Below are 20,826 nucleotides of genomic sequence, written 5' to 3'. Positions count from 1 at the left end.
ATTAGTCCTAATGATCAGAATATGGATTTTTCTCGTCTTTCTATGTGCCATAAATTTGAGCACTGGACAGTCTTGCATCAACTATTCTGAAAAAGATGGTTTACCTAGTAATCATGTCTATAAAATCACTCAAGATGTACATGGTTTTATATGGATTGCTACAGATGAAGGTCTTGTGAAATATAATGGTACTGAATTTAAAACGTTTACTACTAAGGACGGTTTACCTACTAACGATATCTGGAATCTATTTCCTGGAACTGATGGTAAATTATGGTACATAGCAAAAAGTACGAGCTTAGGTTATATTCTAGATGACGTGGTATATGATTACAGTAATGAACAAGAAGAAATTATTCTAGATCCTATTTTTGCAGGTTTTACTGGTGATAAAGTTATACTATCTGACTCGCATCTATCACATACTTTAAATGACCAGAATGTTTGGGAATTAAAGTATTACAATCCAAAAGAGCGTTTTAAAAACTTTGCCTACCTACTTAATGAAAAGTATCAAGGCCTAGCTATTGAAACATTTGTCCACCAGGGTGAAAAGTCCGTAATTACCAAAGATCAGGATTACATAAGTATAAATAATTCGGTCTTAAAACCAGACAGTTATTCTCGCAGTCAGATTACCGATAGCCTCTTTGTTACTAACCGTATTGATTCTTATGCCTTTTTAAATTTAAACAATTTAAAAAGTAAAAAATACACCTATCAAGAGCAATTAGGAATACCTACTTTAAAGTATGGACGCATTCATCTAGTTAATGGAAAATTGCAGTTATCTGGTGAAAATGTAGTGGCTATGTTAGACCGCCACTTAAAACCAGAAAAGGTCATTCCTATACCTGTTGCATGGGGATCTCATTTTTCTTTTATTGATAAAGAAAACACCATATGGGTAGCTACTTTTACCAACGGTATTTATAAATATTCTTTAAATGAGCAACGCGTTACTACACAATTAGAGTCTTATAAAATAAATAACATAACTCAAGTGCATAATGATATTATTGCACTGGTTCATGGTAAAGGGTTTTATAAATATAATGATTCATTAAAGCTTTTTAAACCCTACATAGATAGTGATAAGTTTCTCTATAAGTCTAAATATATAAAAGGTTTTAAAACTGCTTATTTCATTACTAAAAATAACATATTCAGTTTAAAAAATGGAGTATTAAAAGACACTGTATTTCCAGATGTTAATGAAACTGCAAGATCTGTTTCTTTATACGACGATTACATATACGGTCATTACACAACTGGTTTAAAAAAATTAGAACCTTCTTCTCTAGAAGTTCTCAAAGTTTATTATCTAAAAGGAATACGCAATGAGGTTACTTTTAAAAATAACATTATAGTAGGTGCATCAAATGGATTGTATCATTTAAAAAATGACGATTTAATTAAAATTGAGGCACTTTCTAATTTTAAAAAACCGGTTACTGACTTAATAACCATAGAAAACGAGAAACTATTAATTACAACTAGTGGCTATGGAGTCTACTGCACCGATTTAAATTCTATTTATTTATTAGAAGGTAGTGAATTCCTCAAATCTAACAACCCATATTATCAAGATAACCAATTATATCTCCCTACTAATGAAGGTATTTACAATTATGAATATATAGATGGAAAATTCAATTTACAGCGTATTTGGAATAATACAAATGGTTTACCTACTAATAAAATAAACGGTATTCATAGAATAGATAATCAGTTATTAGTTGCTACTAATAAAGGCATTATCAATTTACCTATGGACTTTAAATCGCACCAACGCCTGTTAGATCTATATGTAGAGACTGCTATTTATAATAAAGAAAATCTAAAAATATCTAACCATGTAGATTATAGTAGTAATAGTGATTTACAACTGGTCATAAAAAGTATCGACTATAGAAATAATCAAAAACCAGCTTATCAATACAGATTAATGCCTACTCAAACAGATTGGGTAATGTCTAGTTCTTCAAACTTAAGTTTTACAGATCTTACACCAGGAGATTACAAACTAGAATTGAGCATCGATCAGGTGACAAATTCCTTTAATTTTGTTGTGGAACCTAGATGGTATCAGACGTGGTGGTTTTATGTAATCGCATTTTTGCTTTTTATATTGTTAGTGGTTATCACCACAAAAACACTGACTAAAAAATCAGAAAAGAAAAAAAACAAGGAGTTATTTCAAGCCAAAAAACTATCAGAATTGCGACTTAAAGCACTACGCTCTCAAATGAATCCGCATTTTGTTTTTAATTCCTTAACTGCCATACAGTATTATATAAATGAAAATGATTTTGAAACATCAGACACTTATCTCGTAAAATTCTCTAGATTAATTAGAGAGTTCTTTGAAATGTCCAAAGAACATCTAGTGAGTGTCGATAGAGAAATTAAATTATTGAGCAACTATTTATCTCTAGAACAATTGAGATTTAAAGGGAAGTTAAACTACATCTTTGAAATAGACCCAGAACTAGATCTTACTGATAGATTACCTAGCATGCTTTTACAACCTATTGTAGAAAACGCAGTAAATCACGGTATTTTTAATAAAGAAACGGCAGGTACTGTACTTATTAAGTTTACTCGCATCGACTCTAACGAGATAGAAATATGCATCGTAGATAATGGTAAAGGATACAAAGCTACTCAAGAAGACGGCAGGTATAAATCTACATCTGTATTAGATGATCGATTAAAATATTTACGTGAGACAGGAGACTGGGAAATAACCGTTAAAAGAGAAGATGCGTTTCCACACAAAAAAGATAAAGGTCACCAGGTTCTATTCCATCTTAAAAAATTAAACAATGAAAACATATAGCGCTATTATCGTTGATGATGAGTTCTCAGCATTGCAAAATTTACATAATAAGATACTAAAAATGAGTAGTCAGGTAACGGTAATAGAAACCTTTCAAGACCCTAAACTTGCCATAGAATCGATTATTAAAAACACTCCAGATATTCTTTTTCTAGATATCCAGATGCCTGGTATGACTGGCTTTGAATTGCTACAACAGCTCCCTACTCTATCTTCACAAGTTATATTTTCTACCGCTTACAATGAATATGCTCTAGAGGCATTAAAGTTAAACGTTGTAGATTACGTTCTAAAACCTGTAGATAATGAAGAGTTAAAAGCAGCGATAAATAAAGCCATATTCCACATAGAAAAAGTTACCGCAGACCAAAATGAAAATCTAGTACAGCTTCTTAACAAGATTATAGATCGCGATCACAAACTTAAAGTACCTACACAAAAAGGTATTTCATTCATTCCACAAGAAGAAGTCATGCATCTAGAAGGCTATGAAGGATATACTAAGATACACCTCGCAGATGGCAAAGTACTGACCAGTTCCTACAGTTTGGGAAAATTCAGCAGTTATCTAGACGACTACTTTTTTAAATGTCACAAATCTCATATTGTAAATATAAAAGCAGTGCGTGCCTTTGAAAATGAAGGATATGTAGTCTTAGGAGATGACTACCGCGTTCCTATTACTAAGACGTATAAGCAAGCGTTTTTAGAATTGTTTAGTTAGGATAGGTTATTTTTCCCGAAAGCGAATAATAAACAGCACTTTTCTATTTTTAGAAGATAAAAAAAGAACAGTTGTATAGTTTTATTTTTGTATTTATTGATTGTTTTATATCTAACTGAGTAACTAAATACTATTACATTTCATAGATAGATATATAAGAATCCTAAAATATAAATTAGTTGCGTCCAGACCTAGTAAAATCATTTTGTGTAATTAGACACCTAGTAGTTCGTGAATTATTTCAAGAAATATACAATCTATTTGATCCATGTGTAAGCTTCCACTTTTCAGCGAAGCCTATACTTCCAATGGGTATTTCTTTAGAACTACTGACTACTGACTAATAGATATATACTGATTAATATCAAACCCACATCTTCTGTTTAAAAAGTATAGTGCTCTTAGCGATAAGATTTATCTAGTTTCATATGAATGAAACTTAGAATATGAATCACTAACCTTTTAAAAGCTGAATTAATAAAAAAAGCCTGAAAATTTCTTTTCAGGCAGAATGAATACATCAATTATATATTTATAATTACTTAAAAACACCCTAATAAAAGAGAATTACAACCATCAAAATCTTCTTCTTCATCATCAAAAATTCCATTATTGTTATCATCTTGATCATTTTCATTAATAACACCATCACCATCGCAATCACATGGAGAAATTGTTGATGATGATCCACCACCTGCATCACCAATAGGAGGAGTTATTTGAGATGGATCACCTACTCCATTATAACTAGGTCTACAACTTTCCACATTTGTAGGATTAGGCACAGAATTATAATTTGCAGTTGTATCTACTCTATTAAATCCATCTGGAAATAAACTATTATCTGAAGGTACTAGATCTGTAACTTTAGTAATATTCATATTTATAAGTCCCAAATTGGATTCAGTAATCCAATCAAATGGAATACTAATTGAATGGAAAGATCTTGCTGGTATAGTTAGCGTTCTAACTTCGAAAACGTAACCTAATCTTTCAAACTCTACTTTGACAAGCCTAGCATAACTTGATCTTTTTTGAGCTGTAACATATAGATCATAATTAAGACCTTCATAAGTTATACCTGCGTAAGTTGTTCCTCCACAGCTAGAGTTAGGCATTAATATTCCAATTATGTCTTGCTGCGATAATATAGTTTGTTCCCCTACTACAGGTACTTTTTCAACTCTGTTTTTTAAATGGAATAAGCCATCCGATTCCTCAATTAAAAATGGGTTATGTTCCAATATTAGTTGTTTTGCTTTGTTTACACTTATCTCAGAGTAATTAGTACTTGATGATACATTTGTTAAAATTTCATCACTGTCATCATCACAAGAAATCAACAGTGTTAAAAGAACAAATAAAAATATTTTTTTCATAATAAAAAATTTAAAAGATTCCTACTCATTCGCTTTTCGGTTACCGCGGTATTCAATGAATTATTTTTTTGAATACGTTGGTAAAAATAGAGAGCTACTTAAATCAAAACACATCATATACATAAGTTGAGGTAGGTTTTTCATATTTGATTATTCCTCGTTCAAATTTGAAAAAAAGAATAAAAAATTTATTCAAAAAGAGTTCCGTCATCTGAAGAAACATGTTTTTTCATGTAATCGGTTAATTCAAAATTCTCAAAAGTACAATTAGAAGGTCTACTCAATACAACAAATTTTTCTTGATATGTCATTACATTATTAATATTCATTGGATAAGAATAAAAATAATTAATTTGATTAGTATAACGGTTAAAATTTTCTATAGCTGTTTTAAAAATCACATGCCCCTGACTATATTGGTTCTCATTTAAAGGGTGTCCTACACTATAAAAGTCACCACCTGTATATTTATTAGGAATGTATAATTCCACATCTTTACTTAAAAGTAAATTAATGTGAGATTGAACGCTAACCCCATCTGATATTCCTTGATTCCCAGAACTATTAGTAGATGGATTACTAGAAATGGGAGGTTGTACTTTTGGAGGCCATTTGGAGCTACCGTCTGGAAATGTAACTAAGTCAGAAAACAAAGAATTTGTATAATAAAATCTATAAGTACTAGATAATAAATTATCACTACTCAAATCTATAATATCTGATAAACGAACTACTCTATTTGATTGATTCAAATTACTTAAAACACTCGATCTAAAAACAGGGTTATCCCTCATCATTTCAGAAATAATGTAAGAGTTTTTTTTCAAAGCATTAAAATAATTGTAATCATTACTACAATTTGTAATAATCATTCTTTTGGATATAGCAGATGGTCTTTTCTTTTGAACCTCAAACCTCTCTTCTTCTATACTGTCTGATGAGCAACTGATTATTGTAACAGTAACAAATAATAAAAAAGATATTTTTCTCATAATTATAATATTTTAATCAATAATAATATCTGATATCATTAAATAAGTTTGGACTTTATATTTGACTACTATGATTTCAAATTTGGATTATATCATTTCATTTTTGACATAACTAATTTCAAAATACTCTCTTTATTTCTTCCAGAAACAGGAATTTCAATTTTGTCTTGTAGTATGATAGTTCCTGATTTTAAAAATTTAGTTACGTATTTTGTATTGATAATATAAGATTGTTGACAACGTACAAAATTTAGTTCTGGTAATAATTCCACTGCATATTTTAAAGGCCTAGAAATAAGAATAGATGACTGACCATCTAAATAAAATGTGGTGTAATTCCCCTCTGACTTGCAATACATTAATCTATCTAGTTTAACTAAATGAACTGTATCTGATGTTTTTAAAACAATATGTTCTTTTTTTTCAGTGTTATAAAATTGTGAGGCTACTTCTGTACTTTCTTGTGTGGAATTTCTTTTCTTTTCTTTTCTATTAGAAATTGCTTTATTCAGAGCTTCTTCAAGTTCTTCCTCATCAATAGGTTTTAATAAATAATCTAAAGCCCCTAATTTAATTGCTTGAATTGCTTTATTATCAAAACCTGTTATAAATATAATTTCAAAATCAATTTTTTCTAGTCGTTTTAAAATATCAAAACTGACTCCATCTTCTAATTCTATATCTAGCAAAACTATGTCTGGTTTTATCCTATTGATTAATGCTAAGCCGTCTTTTATAGAAGCTGCTTGTCCACGAACATCTATTATATTTTGAAAATTTTTATTAATTTCTTCTATTAAAAAATCACGCACGTATTTCTCGTCATCTATAGTAATTAATTTTAATGCCATAATTTATTTACTTGGTATATTGAATTTAATAATAGTTCCTGAATTTTTAAATGTATCTAAAAAAGAGATTTTAATCTCTTTACCTGTTGATTTATTTATAAAATCAGAAATTAATTTAATTGACATTGATTTTTTTAAGCTATTATTTTTTTCCATATACCCTACTCCATTATCAGAAATAATGCATTGAAGATATTTTTTTTTACCAGATTTTTTAAATCTAAGATCCAAGATTATTTTTCCTTCATAATCTATTCCTTTAAAACCATGTTCCACAGCATTTTCTATAAACGGCTGAATTAACATAGGTGGAATATGTATCATATCATCCCTCAACTCTTCATCTATATTTAATTCATATTTAAAAAGCTCTGGAAATCTTAATTTTTGAAGATCTAAATAGTTTTCTATCACTTCAACTTCATCGATTATTGATACATAGTTTTGAGTAGAATTTTCTAAAATCCTCCTCAATAATCTAGAGAATTTAGTAATGAATTTAGGAGCTACATGAGGGGTAATTCTAATTAGATTTTGTATACTACTCAGTACGTTAAAAATAAAATGAGGGTTCATTTGCGACCTTAACAGACGTTGTTGAAACTTAAGGTTCTGAATTTCATGATCTCTTTTTTGCTTGAAAACTAAAAATAGTATAACCAAAATAATTAAAATCAGTACTGACGCTGAAATAATAAAAAGGTTCCTTAACTCCAATTTGTCTAATTCTGCTTGTTGGCTAGTTATTAGCAATTGTTCTGATATTTCTTTTTCCTCAGTAAGTAACTCCAACTCTTTATTGAATTTAATACGATATGACTCTTGTTGGTCCTCATTAATTTTATCTATTAATTTTTCAATCCTATCATTTGAAGCATTTAAACCTTTGGCTAATCTAAGTTCATATTTAAAAACACTTATTCTTAAGTCATTTTCTACTTTTTGTTGATTTACATTTCTGAAAGAATCTAAATATTTTTGTGCTGCGTCATATTCTCTCAATTCTATATATGATTCTGCAATGTTTGCATATTGAGTTGCAATTTCAGAATATTTACCATCAAGTCTAGATTCTTTAGCTAATAGCAACGATTTATTGTAAAAACTTATAGCTTCTCTAAAATCATTATCATAAAATTTTTGAATCCCCAATTCTGTGTAAACATATCTTTGTTCTAATGAATCTAAACCATCATAAAACTCTAATTCCTTTATCAAATTATTAGCTTTTTGCTTAAGTCCCAAACCGTTAAGAATATCTTTTTTAAAAATAAGCGCTGTAACAATGGCATTATTGTCACCACTTTTATAGGCTAGTTCGAGATATTTTTCATTAGCTTTTAAAGCGTTATCAAACTGACCAGAAGATAGATACAAATGCTGTTCAGTATTAACAACCATTTCATTAAATCTATCCTTTGGCAATAAATTCTGCTCTTTAAATTTTTTTAAAATAGATATTGCATTTCCATATTCATTCTTAAATTTATATAATCCCATTAAATTAGTATAGTATCTAAATTGGGTATCTACATCATTTGTTTTACAACTATCAATAGCTAACTTATAGAATTCTTTAGCTTTTTCTAAATCCCCATTTTTATAATAAGTGAGACCTTTATTGTAATATTTATCTGAGATGGTTAAACTATCAGTATGATCTTTCTCTATGAAATCTTTCTTATTGGAAAAAGAAGTTTTTTTATCACAACTATAAATCAAAATTACTAATAGGAATAGTTTTGTAAATCGCAACACTTTGGTTTATTTAAAATGATAAAAGGTAACTTACTAATAACATGTGATTAACCGAATTAATGATCAATCTTATATTTTCATAAACTGTATTCAGAAGCTAAAATAATTAAAACATATCCGCTTTCGCGAAAGCGAGATCAAAACAATCTATGTTAAAACTATTTCACAGCTCTATTTATTTGGAATTATTCCATAAATTTGGAACATTTCCAATTTATAAGCCTGCGTGAATTTTAAAGAACAAATTTATAGTATAGTAGATATTGAAACTACTGGTAATAGAATGAGTGGTAATCGCATTACAGAAATTTGTATTGTGCGACTGCTAGGTGATCAAGTACTCGAGAAATACACGACTCTAGTAGATCCAGAAACATTGATTCCAGATTTTATAACTGGTCTTACCGGTATTGATAACGAGATGGTTGCAGCTGCGCCTTTATTTGCCGAGGTTGCCGAAGAAATTGAACGCATGACACGCGACAGTATTTTTGTGGCACATAATGTTAACTTTGATTACAACATCATACGTAACGAGTTTAAAAAGCTGGGGCATGATTTTAAGCGTAAAAAACTTTGTACCGTAAGACTTTCTAGAGAACTTATTCCTGGAATGAATTCTTATAGCTTAGGTAAACTGTGTAATTCTCTTGGCATCTCGTTAAATAACAGACACCGTGCAGAAGGTGATACTGACGCTACCGTCATTCTATTTAAAAAACTACTGGAAATAGATCTAGATGGTACTGCTTTTACTAATTTTTTAAAAGGCAGTAATAAAGAAGGTACTTTCCCACCGCACCTAGATCGTGCACAATTTCATGATCTCCCAGAAGTGCCTGGTGTTTATCTTTTTAAGAATCAAGCTCGTAAAGTTATTTATGTGGGCAAAGCTATTAACTTGCGCAAGCGTGTACTTTCTCATTTTTATTCTAAAACGAGTAAGTCTTATTTAATGTGTCAGGAGATTCATTATATAGAACACATACCTACTGGTAATGAGCTGGTTGCTTTATTACAAGAAGCAGATTTAATTAAAGAATACTACCCTAAGTTTAATAGTGCACAAAAAAAACCGCGCAAGGCTTATCAAATTTTACATTATAAAAATCAACTGGGTGTTATTCAATTTGCTGTAGGACTGGTTAAATCTTATGACTATTCTGTCGTTACACATTATGATCGTGCTCATGCGGTAGAGCAATTAGAACAACTGTGTGCCGATTTTAACTTATGTCCTAGATACTGTAGTTTTAAAACACCTGACGATTGTACAAATCATTATAAATTACAAAAGTGTAAAGGAGTTTGTAAAAAGGAAGAGTTAGTGTCTCTTTACAATATAAGAGCAAACCAGGCTATCACTGCCCTACACAACCAGAATCCTAACTATATCATTAAACAAAAAGGTAGAACTACTGAAGAATCTTGCTTTGTGATGGTTAAAGATGGAGAGTATCAAGGTTATGGATTTGTAGATCAATATGCCTCTATTTCTTCTATAGAAGACTGTGAAGATTATATAGATCGCAAGGCTGCTAACTATCATACCAACCAGATTATACGTTCCTATCTCAAAAAATATGGAGACCAAAACGTCGTTTACGAAACGGCAGAAATAGCGTAGCCTGTAATTTTCTATTTCTGTTGTGTTATGTCATGGTTAATACGCCGTTAAACTATGGAATAAACATAAATCTAGTTAAATTTTAAGAATTATTTAAAAACTATTATGCTTGCATGGTATTATTTTTAACAAAAAAAAGCCATGGATTTAATCACCTCAAAAAACGGATACAGCGACTATAAACGAAAGACTATCGAAGAACAGGATGATGCTAATGAAGAGTCTCCGAAGCAAAGTTCTAACACACCTTTTAAAAGTTATTTATAAATAAAAAATCCGATCTAACGATCGGATTTTTTGCTTTCTAGATTATATCTATCTATTTTCTTTCATGTAATCTTGATAGTCCATAGCAAGATTCTTTTTTTCTGTTTCTTTAAGAGCTTTACCAGCTAGTTGAAAAACTTCTTGCTCTTCCTCATCTAGGTGATGCTCTATCTGGTGAGCTAGTTCTTTCATGTAGACCAGCCATGCGCTGCTACTTCTATCTGTTTCTTCTATTTTTTCTACTAACTCATCCATTTCATGATGCTCTGCTATACCATGCCTCGCTTTTTCTTGAGTCATATCTACTTCTAATAAAGGTACATAGAAGTGTCTTTCTTCTGCATCTTCATGCAGGGCTAGTTCTTTTTTTAATTTATCAAAAAGTTCTTTTCTCTTATCGCTATCTCCACTAGTTTTTACTAGTTGATCAATAAGGTCGCGTTGTATCTCGTGATCTTTTCTTAGTGCTTCAAAAATATTCATAACTTACAGTTTTAGATCTCCAGATTCTCCTATCTCTGTTTCATCGCCGGTAATCTTAGTATAAGCTAGTTTTGCTAGTGTTACTAATGCATTAGTCTTACTGTCCCAGTAATGACCTTCTTCTGGTGTAAATATTAGAACCGTTAATTCTGGATCGTTTTTACTTTCAAACCAATTGTTATCTAAATTATCGTAATATTTTTCAATCAGTTCTTGATTAGTAGAGATGACCGTAGATCCATAGACGCTTAAAAACTCTTTAGAGTTGGGATCGCTATAAATCAACTGTGTTTTACTAGAAGTATGAATATGAGCATTATGCTCGCTGCTGGCTTTACTAAAAAAGATTACATCACCATTATCTAGTACGTCTTTAGAACTCATAGGAACGGCAGGTACTGGTGCAGTACCTAAACTAGTAAGCATCATGGCTGTTTTTATGTCTCTAGATAGTTCTAAATATTTCTCTCTTGCTTGTCTTTGAGTAAGGTTTTCTGTGCTCATTTTTTATTTTAAATATAGAAACAATTTTGTAATCCTTTTCCTAATAAAATATGAATTAACGAGACTTTTAGAATCTAATGAGCTCATAAACAAGCGGTGATTATGAGTAGTCCGCTTTCGCGCAAGCGGTCTAATTGCCTTATATATTATTGTCGTCTGATCGGAGTAAATCTTTTATATCATCATCACTTACCTCTTCACCTTTATCGGTAATAACCAGTTCTTCTTTATACTTTAACGCTTTAGAATTGGGTAGAATCCCATCACCATAACGGTTTACATAGACCAGAATAAACTCTGCTCCATAAAAGAGAATTAAACAAGAATAAGAAACCCAAAGAAGCAATAATACGATAAGTCCTGCGGCTCCATAAGCACTTGCTGGTGAGGATTGCGTAAAATAAATCTCTAATAAAAACTTACCTGTTTCAAATAAAACACCAGTTAATAAAGCACCTGGCCACACCATTTTCCATTTTAATCTAGCGTCTGGTAGGTATCTAAACATAAGGCCAAAAAGTACCGATATGATTCCTAACGAGACCAAGTAATTAACTACTAAGGCCAGTTTTCCTAGGTAAGATGCGATATGTTCTTGAATCCAGTCTTGTAAAATTCCTATAACTGCAGACAGAATAAAACTAATTAAGATCAAAAAACCTAGAACTAATATGAAACCAAAACTCTTTACACGATCGGTTATTAGTTTCCACCACGGTGTTTTAGGGTTGATCTTAAGTTTCCATATTTTATTAAGAGCCAATTGCAATTGATAAAAGACTCCTGTAGCGGCAAATATTAAGGTTGCGACACCTATAATCTTTGCAAACCAACTGTCTTGATCTGTACTAGCTGCTTGTAGCATACCGTTAATATCCTCTGCAGCATCATAACCTATAAGTGAGGTTAGACCAGATGTTAATCTACCTGTTGCTATCTCTGTATCCCATACTGAGCCTACTAGATTAATGAGTATGACTATAAGACCAGGCAATGCTAGAATGGTATAATAAGCAACGCTGGCGCTTAATTGCCACACGTCTTCATCATTCCATTTTTTTGCACTACTCCACAATAAAGATGGTAAATGTTTCCATTTAAATGTTTCAGTGGCTGATTGTATATTCATAATAACGAATTAACCAACTATTTCTTAATTTACCACAAGGATTAATTATAGTTTAACGATCTTATAAAGAATCGTGTGATAAATTAGTTGTTTTTTGCATTCTGCAATGCATAAATAGCAAAACTTCCTAACCAGTGTCCGCCAGCATAGTCATCAGCAACTAGATTAGGTAGGGTATTAGTTATGTGAGCATCTGCAGTTTCTTTGAGATTACTGTATTGTGGGTATTGAGCTGCTAGTCCATAAAGTACCCAAGCACGACTCAGGTTTAATCCATCTATGTGGACTAATTTCCCATCTGTACGGTCAGATACTTTACCTATTTCTATGTCTAAAGTTCCACTTTCTATGCCTGGTAAAAATTCTTTAATCCACTTATGAAAAGCCATTTCTGGTAATATTCTTCTCATTATATCTACTTCTTCTAGACATGGTGATAAAAAATCATAACCACTAGGCTCCCAAGAAATAGGACAGTCGGTATCTTTTAAATAAAAATCTCTTGCTCTAGATTCAATATTATTTTTAAAGGCACTATTTTGAGAATGAACCGCATAGTCATGTGCAAATGCCATCCCAAAAGCCGTATTAGAATGCTCTCCTACACGTATGGCATAATTTAATTTAGGCAAGTATTCCATATACCTAGTCACTATAACATCTGTTAAAGGTTGTAAAATCTCAGAAAACTTTTCACCTTCTACACTATCCCATGAATCGAGTTCTTGCTGCAATTTGAGCAACCATGCCCATCCATAAGTACGCTCAAAACTAGTATTGTTTGCGGTATTAAAATAAGCTACCTCTACTGCTATATTCTCTATAGTCAGGTTGTTATGAATCTTAAGTAATAACTCTTCTCTTTGCTCCAGTTCTGGAAAGTTTTTCAATAAAGTTACTGCACTCCAGTAGCCATGTACAGCGCTATGCCAGTCAAAACAGCCGTAAAAAACAGGATGTTGTACCGTCGGTCTTTTTTGATCGGTAGGGCTAGCCGTTACATGTCCCATTTTATTAGGATACTCTGTTTCTATGCAGTGCAGCGGTAATTGCGCCAGATTATTAGCTTGTTTTAAGGTTAATTGGGGTGTAGGAATCTTATCTGCGATTTCTACATTTGGTGTTTCAGCAATTTTGTCATCGGTTGCAGACGTTTCAAAGTTTTTACAACTTATAACCGTAATTGCTACTAAAGCATATATTAAATATTTCATCTTTATTTTCTATTCAGTTTTTAAAGATAAAACATTCTTTATGTATGTTGTTCTATACCGCTTTCGCGAAAGCGGAACCGAAACCAACTATTTAAAATTATTTATCACTTATCAAATTCTAACTTTATTATAGATAGTAACTTACTGCATCATAAAACCAAAGCAGACTAAAATGAAAAGCCCCTAATTTTACCATTGCTCTAAAAGAACAACTCCATTTTCTACCATTACCGTTACTTTTCCATTAACTACAGGCAGTTTTTTTGCTGTGTAGGCGTTGCGTAATCTAGTCGCTTTAGGGAATACTTTTTTTACATCTATTTCTAACTTACCGTTATCTAATCCGGCGCCTATCAACACGATATCTCGATGGTTATTTTTATCATAGAATCTAGCGGCAAGGGTACCATTTCCATCGTGTTCTAGAGAAAAATGCTCTCCAGCACCTACTGCCACATGGTTGCTACGGTATTTCCCCAAAAGTTGCCAGTGTTTGAGTACTTCTGGATTATTGTGGGTCCATTCCATTTGAGATCTTAATGTCGCATCACCATGCGTGCCTTCTATAATTAAAGGTCTAGCGATCTCATCTCCATAATAAATTTGGGTCATTCCTGGCGTAAGCAGTAATTTTGTTGCAGATTCTATTGTTTTTACACGTGACACATCAAAAGGCTGTCCATCATCGTGAGAACTTATGTAATTCATAAAATAGGCCTCACTATTAGGATTTTCTTTTAAAAGTTTTCTTCTAAAACCATCATACCTTTTAAAGAGTTCTTTATAATTTGCAACCGCATGATTTTTAAATCCAAAATTAATAAGTGCATCATAACCAGCATCAAAGTAATCTACCTCTACATCAGAAAATGGATAAACTCTTCCACCACTTACCTCATAACCATAGAGCTCGCCTAGTATAAAAAACTCATCGTCATGAATGGTTTCTTCTGGATGGTTTTTCTTCCAGCCGTTATAAGCAAGTCTAGCCTGTTCATTAAAAGTAGCCCATACCGACTCTTCTACATGTTTTACGGTATCTATTCTAAAACCATCTACGCCTGTTTCTCTAGCATAGTCTGTCACCCATTTGATCAAATAATTTGTTGGTGTTTTCTTTAAACCTGTAGTGGTAAAAAATTGATCTAATTCTTTTATTTCTTGATCATATCTACCTTCTTTCTTCCATTTTTCTATAAGAATAGCAGGTAGTTCTACCTCTTGCGTGCTATCTGTTCTTAAATCTGGTAAATTATTAGTCAGTGTACAGGTAACTGCTGTCTCTTGATCTTGATATGTGCAACTAGGTCCTGTGCGCACCCATTCTTCTGGCCATAAAGGATCTTGTTTTGTTACCGGTCCAGTATGGTTAATTACTACGTCTAATAAAATTCTTATATCCTTATCGTGTGCTTTTTTAACCAGTGTTTTAAACTCTTCTAGCGTACCGTAAGAAGGTTCTACGGCTGTCCAATCCTTTGCCCAATAGCCGTGAAAGGCATAGGAATACCCTGTACCTTCATCTACACCGCCATGGATTTGCTCCCAAATAGGGGTTAACCAAATGGCATCTACACCTAAATCGGTAAAATATCCATCGTCTATTTTTTGAATAATACCTGCAAAATCACCTCCATTAAAACCTCTCAGCTTTCCTGTTTTTTCATTTCTTTTTATGAGGCTGTCGTTAGATCTATCTCCATTATTAAATCTATCTGTTAATAGAAAATAAACATTTGCAGCACTCCAGTCAAAGTACGCTTGCTCCTCTTCTACCTGAGCTATTTCTTTGTTTGCTGTTTCTTTGCAAGAGGTAACTAATAGAATTAAAGTGACTAGGTATAAAAACTTTTTCATGAACACATATTTATACGGTAAAAATAAAAGAACATGATGATATTATACCATTATAGATTTCTAATATAATACAACGTTATCGTAATGCTTTTTATGTACTAATTTTATGCTTGATAAAACAGCCTAGAAGATCATGGAAAAATATATAGACATCTTTACAGACTCCTTTCAAGGATATGCGTCTTACCTATGGGGTGAAATTATGAACCCTTCTTGGACCAATTACTTTTACTGGTTGTTAGTGATTTCTTTACTGGTTTTTGCACTAGAGATATGGCTGCCGTGGCGTAAAAATCAAAAGATACTTCGTAGAGATTTTTGGCTGGATTTATTCTACCTTTTCTTTAATTTCTTTCTGTTTTCTTTAATAGGTTACAATGCTGTTTCCGACGTATTTGTAGAACTTTTTAAAGATGGACTGGCACAAATAGGCATTACTAACTTGATAGCTATAGAAGTACACACCTTTCCTATATGGGCGCAGCTTTTAATCATGTTTATTATCGCCGACTTCATCCAGTGGAATATTCACAGACTATTACATCGTGTTCCTTTTTTATGGGAATTTCATAAAGTGCACCACAGTATTAAAGAAATGGGCTTTGCGGCACAATTTAGGTTTCATTTTATGGAAACTATATTGTATAAATCCTTACAGTATTTACCGCTGGCAGTTATAGGCTTTGGTATCGATCAATTTATTATTATACATATGATCGCTGTATTTATAGGACACTTAAATCATGCTAACTTAAATTGGGATTACGGACCTTTAAAATACATTTTGAATAATCCTAAAATGCATTTGTGGCATCATGCAAAAGAACTTCCTGAAGGTGTTATTTATGGAGTTAATTATGGACTTTCTTTAAGTTTATGGGACTACATTTTTGGCACTGCACACATTCCTTATCACGATGGAGAATTAGAATTAGGTTTTCCTGGAGATGAGGATTTTCCCGATGCTTTTCATGAGCAATTAATAGAACCTTTTAAGAAGGATCATTGATGTGAGTTCCGCTTTCGCGAAAGCGGACTAATAATGAACTATAACCTCAAAAAAGTCATTTGTAGAAGAACCGTAAACAATTTCAGTATCATTACCACCACCGTCTACAAAGGCTTCTACCTCTATCGTATACATTGTACCAGTTGTACTACCTGTTAATGGAACGTAGCCTTTACCATTAAGATACATAAACCCAGATGCTATACTACCGATATTAGTACCGCAGGTATACATTTTTGCAGTCTGTCCTACCACACGACCATTAACCTTTATTCTCACGCCGTATTTCCTAGGTAAACCATCAGTTATACCTGCACCACCACTTCTATTTACAGAAATGGAATTTTGATATACAACCTCTAATAAACCATCCTCAAATAACTGCTGAGTAGTGGTATAAATCACTCTAGATTGAGCGCCTAATGTAGGACTTCTGAATCTAGTTGCAGTATTTAGATAACCAGATTCAAATTCAAATTGTGGCAATTGAGTAATGTTAGGAGTAGGTTCTAATGTAAACTCTCCATTACTATCTACATAAAGAACTGATTTATCTAAACCATTATTATAAGGGTGAGAACTATCTAGGCTTTCTATTCTTATTTTACTAGATACTCCTTGAATGTGCAATGAAGCGTCTAACGGAGCAGTACTTGCTATTCCTATTCTATCTATAGAACTATCTATTTCTATGATGGAACTAGAAGAGCTTTCAATTGTTAGATCAACATCACTTTGATTAGGATTTAAAGTTATTCCTGTAGTATTAGAACTAGATAAAAAATCAATATTATTTGCGCTGAATACTAGATTATCACCAGTAGAATAAGCTCCTAAATCTCTATTTCTAATGCTCCAACTAGGACTAGTTATAGCGCCATCATTGTAAGCTAGAAACCTACTATCTGTCGTGAATTCTAGTCTTGGTATTCCTGCTGTTGCAAGAATAAATGATCTAGAATCTGTAGTTCCTAAGAAGTTAGAAACTGGTATATCTTTATCTCCATATGTGGACCAGAAGAAATCATTATTTATATGATTCCACTTTGTTCCTGTCCATGAAGTAAAACCTTTTCCAGAAATCTCGTTAGTATTATATATCAATACAGATTCTGTTTGCGATCCTACTGGTAAAGTATACGTTTCAAAATTATCAACTGAAATACGAGGTATTAAAAAACCTTTGTTCTCTGAGGATATATCAAGAAGTGTTTCTGGTTGTGGATCGATAGTACCTATTCCTACTTGCGCTGTTACCGTTAAAATATTGCTGATTAATAGCGCTGTAACGATTATATTTTTAAAGCTCATATCCTTAATATCTAACTAGAACTTGAAATAAATCATCTCCATTACCACCATAAGTACATCTAGTAGAAGCGGTATTACCATAAACTTCTCCATAAACCTTTATATCATGGGTAGTACCAGTAACGGAACCTGGTAATTTTACATATCCATTTCCATTAAGAAAAAATGGCCCATTAACTATAGCTGTTCCTGAGCTACTCCTACTGGTATAAGCATCACCTTTATAAGCAACTTTTACACCATCTATTAATACATAAATACGATATAATCTCGGCCTACCATCATATATAAGATTATTAGACGTATCTGTTATAGTTACACCAGCCTGGTAAACCACCTCTACTAGTGCATCACGCGTTAAAGTAACCGATGTACTGTAAAGTTCTACCTGAGTTCTACCTGTAGAATTATTGTCTATAACTACTGGCGTTGATAAGAAAGAGGTATTATCTTCTACCATTTGTGTTATCACGTTAGATCCTTCTATACTTAACTCACCATTAGAATCTACAAATACAGGCTTAGAAACAGTTCCTTTATTATTGGTATTATTAACCGCATTAAATGCGTCTATTCTAACCGTACTGTTGCTACCACCTATATGTAAAGTTGCTTGCGGATTATCTTGAACTATACCTATCCTATCCGTTGCAGCATCTACATATACCATGTGAGACTGACCTTGTGACGCTATACGTGTATTGATATTTGCTTGGTTTTTATTAAGAATAATTTCTGGATTTGAAGTACCATCTAACTCTATCATGTCATTTCCTGCAGCAGATATATTTAACTTATTTGCCGCACTAGAATAAATACCTGTATCATTATCAGAATGAAAAGAATAAGTAGGTTGTGATGCGGTACCATTGCTAGAAGCCAGAATCTGACCAGAACTAGTAACTCGTATTTTCTCAACGCTATTAGTCGCTATTACTAAATCTTGAGCATCTTTAGTACCTAGATAATTCTCACCAACTGCTGTACCTGGAGTTGTACCTGCATTTCCTTTTTTACCCCAGAAAGAACCGGTACCTACTGGAACCCATTCCACACCAGACCAAAAATAAAATCCTTTGCCCGTAGTAACATTAGTATTATAAACTAGAAGACTTTCTGTAGCACCACCTGTTACTGGTGCAATAGTAGATAGATCATCTATATCCACACGTGGTACTAGCACACCTTTGTTTGTACCAGAAACGTCTAGTGCTGCATCTGCAGCTGGCACTTGTATATTGATCCCTACTTGAGAATAGGAATAAATACAAGTAAAAAATAAGACAATAGAAAAACCGTATTTAATCATTACTGTGGTTTAAGTTGAAAATTTGAGTGGTACAAAATTAACAACTCCTTAACGTAGACAAGATTAATGCAAAACAAAAAAGATCACTTTTGTTAAAACAATTAAAAACATCGATTAACGGTATAAGAACTAAGAACTAAGCTTTCTATCTATAAAAATTCTCAAATGCTATTGGTAGGCAATTAATAGAACCTTTTAAGAAGGATCATTGATGTTTATTACGCTTTCGCGAAAGCGGAGTTCCTGAAAATTATAAGATATTAATAAGCACCAGGGCTATAAATCACCTTTTCAAAACCTATTAAATCGGCAATTTTTTCTGTTTCTTGGTGAGCTATATCCTTATCTTTTAATTGTTTAATCAACAACTTTTGATAATGATCTTTACTTAACAGCGTAATGCGATACACCATCTCACGAGAAGAAGAATTTACCAGTGTAGTGTGACTTCCTAAACTAGTTTTTTCGGTAATTTCAAGAACCGTAATATGAGGAAACTGGTCTAAAGATTGCCATTTCCCGAATTTTATAAAAAAGAAACTATTGTATTCTTTTAATTTTTTATTAGCTGCATCAATGGATACACCTTTTGTAGAGAAAACGATAGCAAAACCTATTAATGATATAAAGAATACTTGAATACCGTTAGTCACTAGACCTATTATTCCTATAACAAAGATAAGAACACCTAAAAGCCGTGTTACTGGTGGGAAGAAATTACTTACTTTAAAGTCCATAATGCTTTTTAAGCATGTTTTCATACGTCTTTTCAGGAAGGATTTTCTTTAGGAAAATCGAAAACTTCTGTAAAAAGCTACCTACTTTATAATGAATACCAGGATTAGGCTTTTGTAAAATATCATAAATCTGTTGAGCTACTTCTATAGGATCCTGGCCATCATCTACATGCTCATCGATTAACTTTAGGGTATGTGCGTAGCCAGATTCATAATCGCTACCTGATATAACCGGAGCATGAAATCTACCAGCGGCTATATTAGTAGCAAAATCCCCTGGCGCTACATTACTAAAATGAATATTAAGATGTGCGCATTCCATACGATATGCTTCGGTTGCTATTTCTAGCGCACCTTTACTTGCACTATAGATACCACGATATGGTAAACCCATATAACCTGCGATGCTGGTTATATTAATAACGCGTCCATATTTTTGTTTTCTCATTACTGGTAATACCGCTTGTAAAACTCTCAATGGGCCATAAAAATTAGTATCCATTGCGTTTTTAACCTCGTCTATAGGAGTTTCTTCCATAGGCCCTGTAATACCTACACCAGCATTATTAATAAGTACATCCAGTTGTCCTTCTTTTTCTATTAGAAGATTTACCGCTTTATTAATAGAGTTTTGGTCTTGCACGTCTAGCGCGAGTAACTTTATAGAACTGTCTGGATAACGATCTGGATTTCTACTTGTGCCGTAAACGGTATAATTTTTATCTTGAAGAAATAATGCAATGGCCTTACCTATACCAGAAGAACCACCGGTAACCAATACTACTTTTTTCATAAAATATTTTAAAAACTAAATGTGAAGAAATCACAAAAAA

General features: G+C 32.4%; 18 protein-coding genes. 5 read left to right on the top strand and 13 right to left on the bottom strand.

Annotated elements, in window-relative coordinates; all coding sequences use genetic code 11:
- Window positions 1–10 precede the first annotated feature (10 nt).
- Window positions 11–2,842 (top strand): histidine kinase, encoded by a 2,832-nt coding sequence (locus ABJF08_RS06755; RefSeq protein WP_348115322.1) that lies wholly within the window; start codon window positions 11–13, stop codon window positions 2,840–2,842.
- Complete coding sequence (locus ABJF08_RS06750; RefSeq protein WP_348115321.1) at window positions 2,829–3,566, top strand: LytTR family DNA-binding domain-containing protein; 738 nt, start codon at window positions 2,829–2,831, stop codon at window positions 3,564–3,566. The genes ABJF08_RS06755 and ABJF08_RS06750 overlap by 14 nt, the downstream gene beginning before the upstream one ends.
- Window positions 3,567–4,108: 542 nt before the next feature.
- Here the strand turns inward: ABJF08_RS06750 and ABJF08_RS06745 are convergent.
- The 4 genes from ABJF08_RS06745 to ABJF08_RS06730 form a co-directional block, all read right to left on the bottom strand.
- Window positions 4,109–4,945, bottom strand: coding sequence for a hypothetical protein (locus ABJF08_RS06745; protein WP_348115320.1), 837 nt, complete (start codon window positions 4,943–4,945; stop codon window positions 4,109–4,111).
- 188 nt (window positions 4,946–5,133) lie between these two features.
- Window positions 5,134–5,937, bottom strand: a complete 804-nt coding sequence (locus tag ABJF08_RS06740; protein WP_348115319.1) for a hypothetical protein — start codon at window positions 5,935–5,937, stop codon at window positions 5,134–5,136.
- 92 nt (window positions 5,938–6,029) lie between these two features.
- On the bottom strand, window positions 6,030–6,788 hold the full coding sequence (locus ABJF08_RS06735; protein WP_348115318.1) for a LytTR family DNA-binding domain-containing protein: 759 nt from the start codon (window positions 6,786–6,788) through the stop codon (window positions 6,030–6,032).
- A gap of 3 nt (window positions 6,789–6,791) precedes the next feature.
- Window positions 6,792–8,543, bottom strand: coding sequence for a histidine kinase (locus ABJF08_RS06730; RefSeq protein ID WP_348115317.1), 1,752 nt, complete (start codon window positions 8,541–8,543; stop codon window positions 6,792–6,794).
- A 229-nt stretch (window positions 8,544–8,772) separates the two neighbouring features.
- Here ABJF08_RS06730 and ABJF08_RS06725 point away from each other — a divergent pair, with 229 nt between their 5' ends.
- Entirely contained in the window at window positions 8,773–10,173 is a 1,401-nt protein-coding gene (locus ABJF08_RS06725) for an exonuclease domain-containing protein (RefSeq protein ID WP_348115316.1), read from the top strand.
- Window positions 10,174–10,314: 141 nt separating this feature from the next.
- The gene (locus ABJF08_RS06720) at window positions 10,315–10,440 is read left to right on the top strand and encodes a hypothetical protein (RefSeq protein ID WP_348115315.1); all 126 of its coding nucleotides are present in this window, start codon (window positions 10,315–10,317) and stop codon (window positions 10,438–10,440) included.
- A gap of 48 nt (window positions 10,441–10,488) precedes the next feature.
- On the opposite strand, the gene ABJF08_RS06715 is transcribed toward ABJF08_RS06720, so the two are convergent.
- The 5 genes from ABJF08_RS06715 to ABJF08_RS06695 form a co-directional block, all read right to left on the bottom strand.
- Window positions 10,489–10,923, bottom strand: coding sequence for a hemerythrin domain-containing protein (locus ABJF08_RS06715; RefSeq protein WP_348115314.1), 435 nt, complete (start codon window positions 10,921–10,923; stop codon window positions 10,489–10,491).
- 3 nt (window positions 10,924–10,926) lie between these two features.
- Window positions 10,927–11,427 carry a pyridoxamine 5'-phosphate oxidase family protein gene (locus ABJF08_RS06710; RefSeq protein WP_348115313.1) on the bottom strand — a complete coding sequence of 167 codons (501 nt, stop codon included), beginning with the start codon at window positions 11,425–11,427 and terminating at the stop codon, window positions 10,927–10,929.
- A gap of 139 nt (window positions 11,428–11,566) precedes the next feature.
- Window positions 11,567–12,556, bottom strand: a complete 990-nt coding sequence (locus ABJF08_RS06705; RefSeq protein WP_348115312.1) for a YihY/virulence factor BrkB family protein — start codon at window positions 12,554–12,556, stop codon at window positions 11,567–11,569.
- An 83-nt stretch (window positions 12,557–12,639) separates the two neighbouring features.
- Window positions 12,640–13,770 carry a DUF2891 domain-containing protein gene (locus ABJF08_RS06700; protein ID WP_348115311.1) on the bottom strand — a complete coding sequence of 377 codons (1,131 nt, stop codon included), beginning with the start codon at window positions 13,768–13,770 and terminating at the stop codon, window positions 12,640–12,642.
- A 189-nt stretch (window positions 13,771–13,959) separates the two neighbouring features.
- On the bottom strand, window positions 13,960–15,627 hold the full coding sequence (locus ABJF08_RS06695; protein WP_348115310.1) for an alpha-amylase family glycosyl hydrolase: 1,668 nt from the start codon (window positions 15,625–15,627) through the stop codon (window positions 13,960–13,962).
- Window positions 15,628–15,760: 133 nt separating this feature from the next.
- On the opposite strand from ABJF08_RS06695, the gene ABJF08_RS06690 reads away from it, so the two are divergent.
- Window positions 15,761–16,636 carry a sterol desaturase family protein gene (locus tag ABJF08_RS06690; RefSeq protein WP_348115309.1) on the top strand — a complete coding sequence of 292 codons (876 nt, stop codon included), beginning with the start codon at window positions 15,761–15,763 and terminating at the stop codon, window positions 16,634–16,636.
- Between the two features lie 27 nt (window positions 16,637–16,663).
- Here ABJF08_RS06690 and ABJF08_RS06685 read toward each other — a convergent pair whose 3' ends face one another.
- The 4 genes from ABJF08_RS06685 to ABJF08_RS06670 form a co-directional block, all read right to left on the bottom strand.
- Window positions 16,664–17,947 (bottom strand): hypothetical protein, encoded by a 1,284-nt coding sequence (locus ABJF08_RS06685; RefSeq protein ID WP_348115308.1) that lies wholly within the window; start codon window positions 17,945–17,947, stop codon window positions 16,664–16,666.
- A gap of 4 nt (window positions 17,948–17,951) precedes the next feature.
- The gene (locus ABJF08_RS06680) at window positions 17,952–19,256 is read right to left on the bottom strand and encodes a hypothetical protein (RefSeq protein ID WP_348115306.1); all 1,305 of its coding nucleotides are present in this window, start codon (window positions 19,254–19,256) and stop codon (window positions 17,952–17,954) included.
- A 260-nt stretch (window positions 19,257–19,516) separates the two neighbouring features.
- Window positions 19,517–19,993, bottom strand: a complete 477-nt coding sequence (locus ABJF08_RS06675) for a hypothetical protein (protein ID WP_348115304.1) — start codon at window positions 19,991–19,993, stop codon at window positions 19,517–19,519.
- Window positions 19,983–20,786: an SDR family oxidoreductase gene (locus tag ABJF08_RS06670; RefSeq protein ID WP_348115303.1), complete on the bottom strand. Its 804-nt coding sequence runs from the start codon at window positions 20,784–20,786 to the stop codon at window positions 19,983–19,985. Before ABJF08_RS06670 ends, ABJF08_RS06675 begins: the two co-directional genes overlap by 11 nt.
- Window positions 20,787–20,826: the final 40 nt, after the last annotated feature.

The organism is Nonlabens sp. (genome assembly GCF_039941875.1).
In the GTDB taxonomy this organism is placed as follows: domain Bacteria; phylum Bacteroidota; class Bacteroidia; order Flavobacteriales; family Flavobacteriaceae; genus Nonlabens.
Note: the sequence above shows the minus strand (reverse complement) of the source record. Positions and strands in the feature narration are given on the sequence as shown.

Bases quoted from the DNA above. Each gene is read 5' to 3' on its own strand.
- ABJF08_RS06700 (WP_348115311.1), bottom strand. From the start codon at position 13,770: ATGAAATATTTAATATATGCTTTAGTAGCAATTACGGTTATAAGTTGT.
- ABJF08_RS06695 (WP_348115310.1), bottom strand. From the start codon at position 15,627: ATGAAAAAGTTTTTATACCTAGTCACTTTAATTCTATTAGTTACCTCT.
- ABJF08_RS06735 (WP_348115318.1), bottom strand. From the start codon at position 6,788: ATGGCATTAAAATTAATTACTATAGATGACGAGAAATACGTGCGTGAT.
- ABJF08_RS06715 (WP_348115314.1), bottom strand. From the start codon at position 10,923: ATGAATATTTTTGAAGCACTAAGAAAAGATCACGAGATACAACGCGAC.
- ABJF08_RS06745 (WP_348115320.1), bottom strand. From the start codon at position 4,945: ATGAAAAAAATATTTTTATTTGTTCTTTTAACACTGTTGATTTCTTGT.
- ABJF08_RS06675 (WP_348115304.1), bottom strand. From the start codon at position 19,993: ATGGACTTTAAAGTAAGTAATTTCTTCCCACCAGTAACACGGCTTTTA.
- ABJF08_RS06705 (WP_348115312.1), bottom strand. From the start codon at position 12,556: ATGAATATACAATCAGCCACTGAAACATTTAAATGGAAACATTTACCA.
- ABJF08_RS06710 (WP_348115313.1), bottom strand. From the start codon at position 11,427: ATGAGCACAGAAAACCTTACTCAAAGACAAGCAAGAGAGAAATATTTA.
- ABJF08_RS06755 (WP_348115322.1), top strand. From the start codon at position 11: ATGATCAGAATATGGATTTTTCTCGTCTTTCTATGTGCCATAAATTTG.
- ABJF08_RS06740 (WP_348115319.1), bottom strand. From the start codon at position 5,937: ATGAGAAAAATATCTTTTTTATTATTTGTTACTGTTACAATAATCAGT.
- ABJF08_RS06680 (WP_348115306.1), bottom strand. From the start codon at position 19,256: ATGATTAAATACGGTTTTTCTATTGTCTTATTTTTTACTTGTATTTAT.
- ABJF08_RS06750 (WP_348115321.1), top strand. From the start codon at position 2,829: ATGAAAACATATAGCGCTATTATCGTTGATGATGAGTTCTCAGCATTG.
- ABJF08_RS06685 (WP_348115308.1), bottom strand. From the start codon at position 17,947: ATGAGCTTTAAAAATATAATCGTTACAGCGCTATTAATCAGCAATATT.
- ABJF08_RS06670 (WP_348115303.1), bottom strand. From the start codon at position 20,786: ATGAAAAAAGTAGTATTGGTTACCGGTGGTTCTTCTGGTATAGGTAAG.
- ABJF08_RS06690 (WP_348115309.1), top strand. From the start codon at position 15,761: ATGGAAAAATATATAGACATCTTTACAGACTCCTTTCAAGGATATGCG.
- ABJF08_RS06720 (WP_348115315.1), top strand. From the start codon at position 10,315: ATGGATTTAATCACCTCAAAAAACGGATACAGCGACTATAAACGAAAG.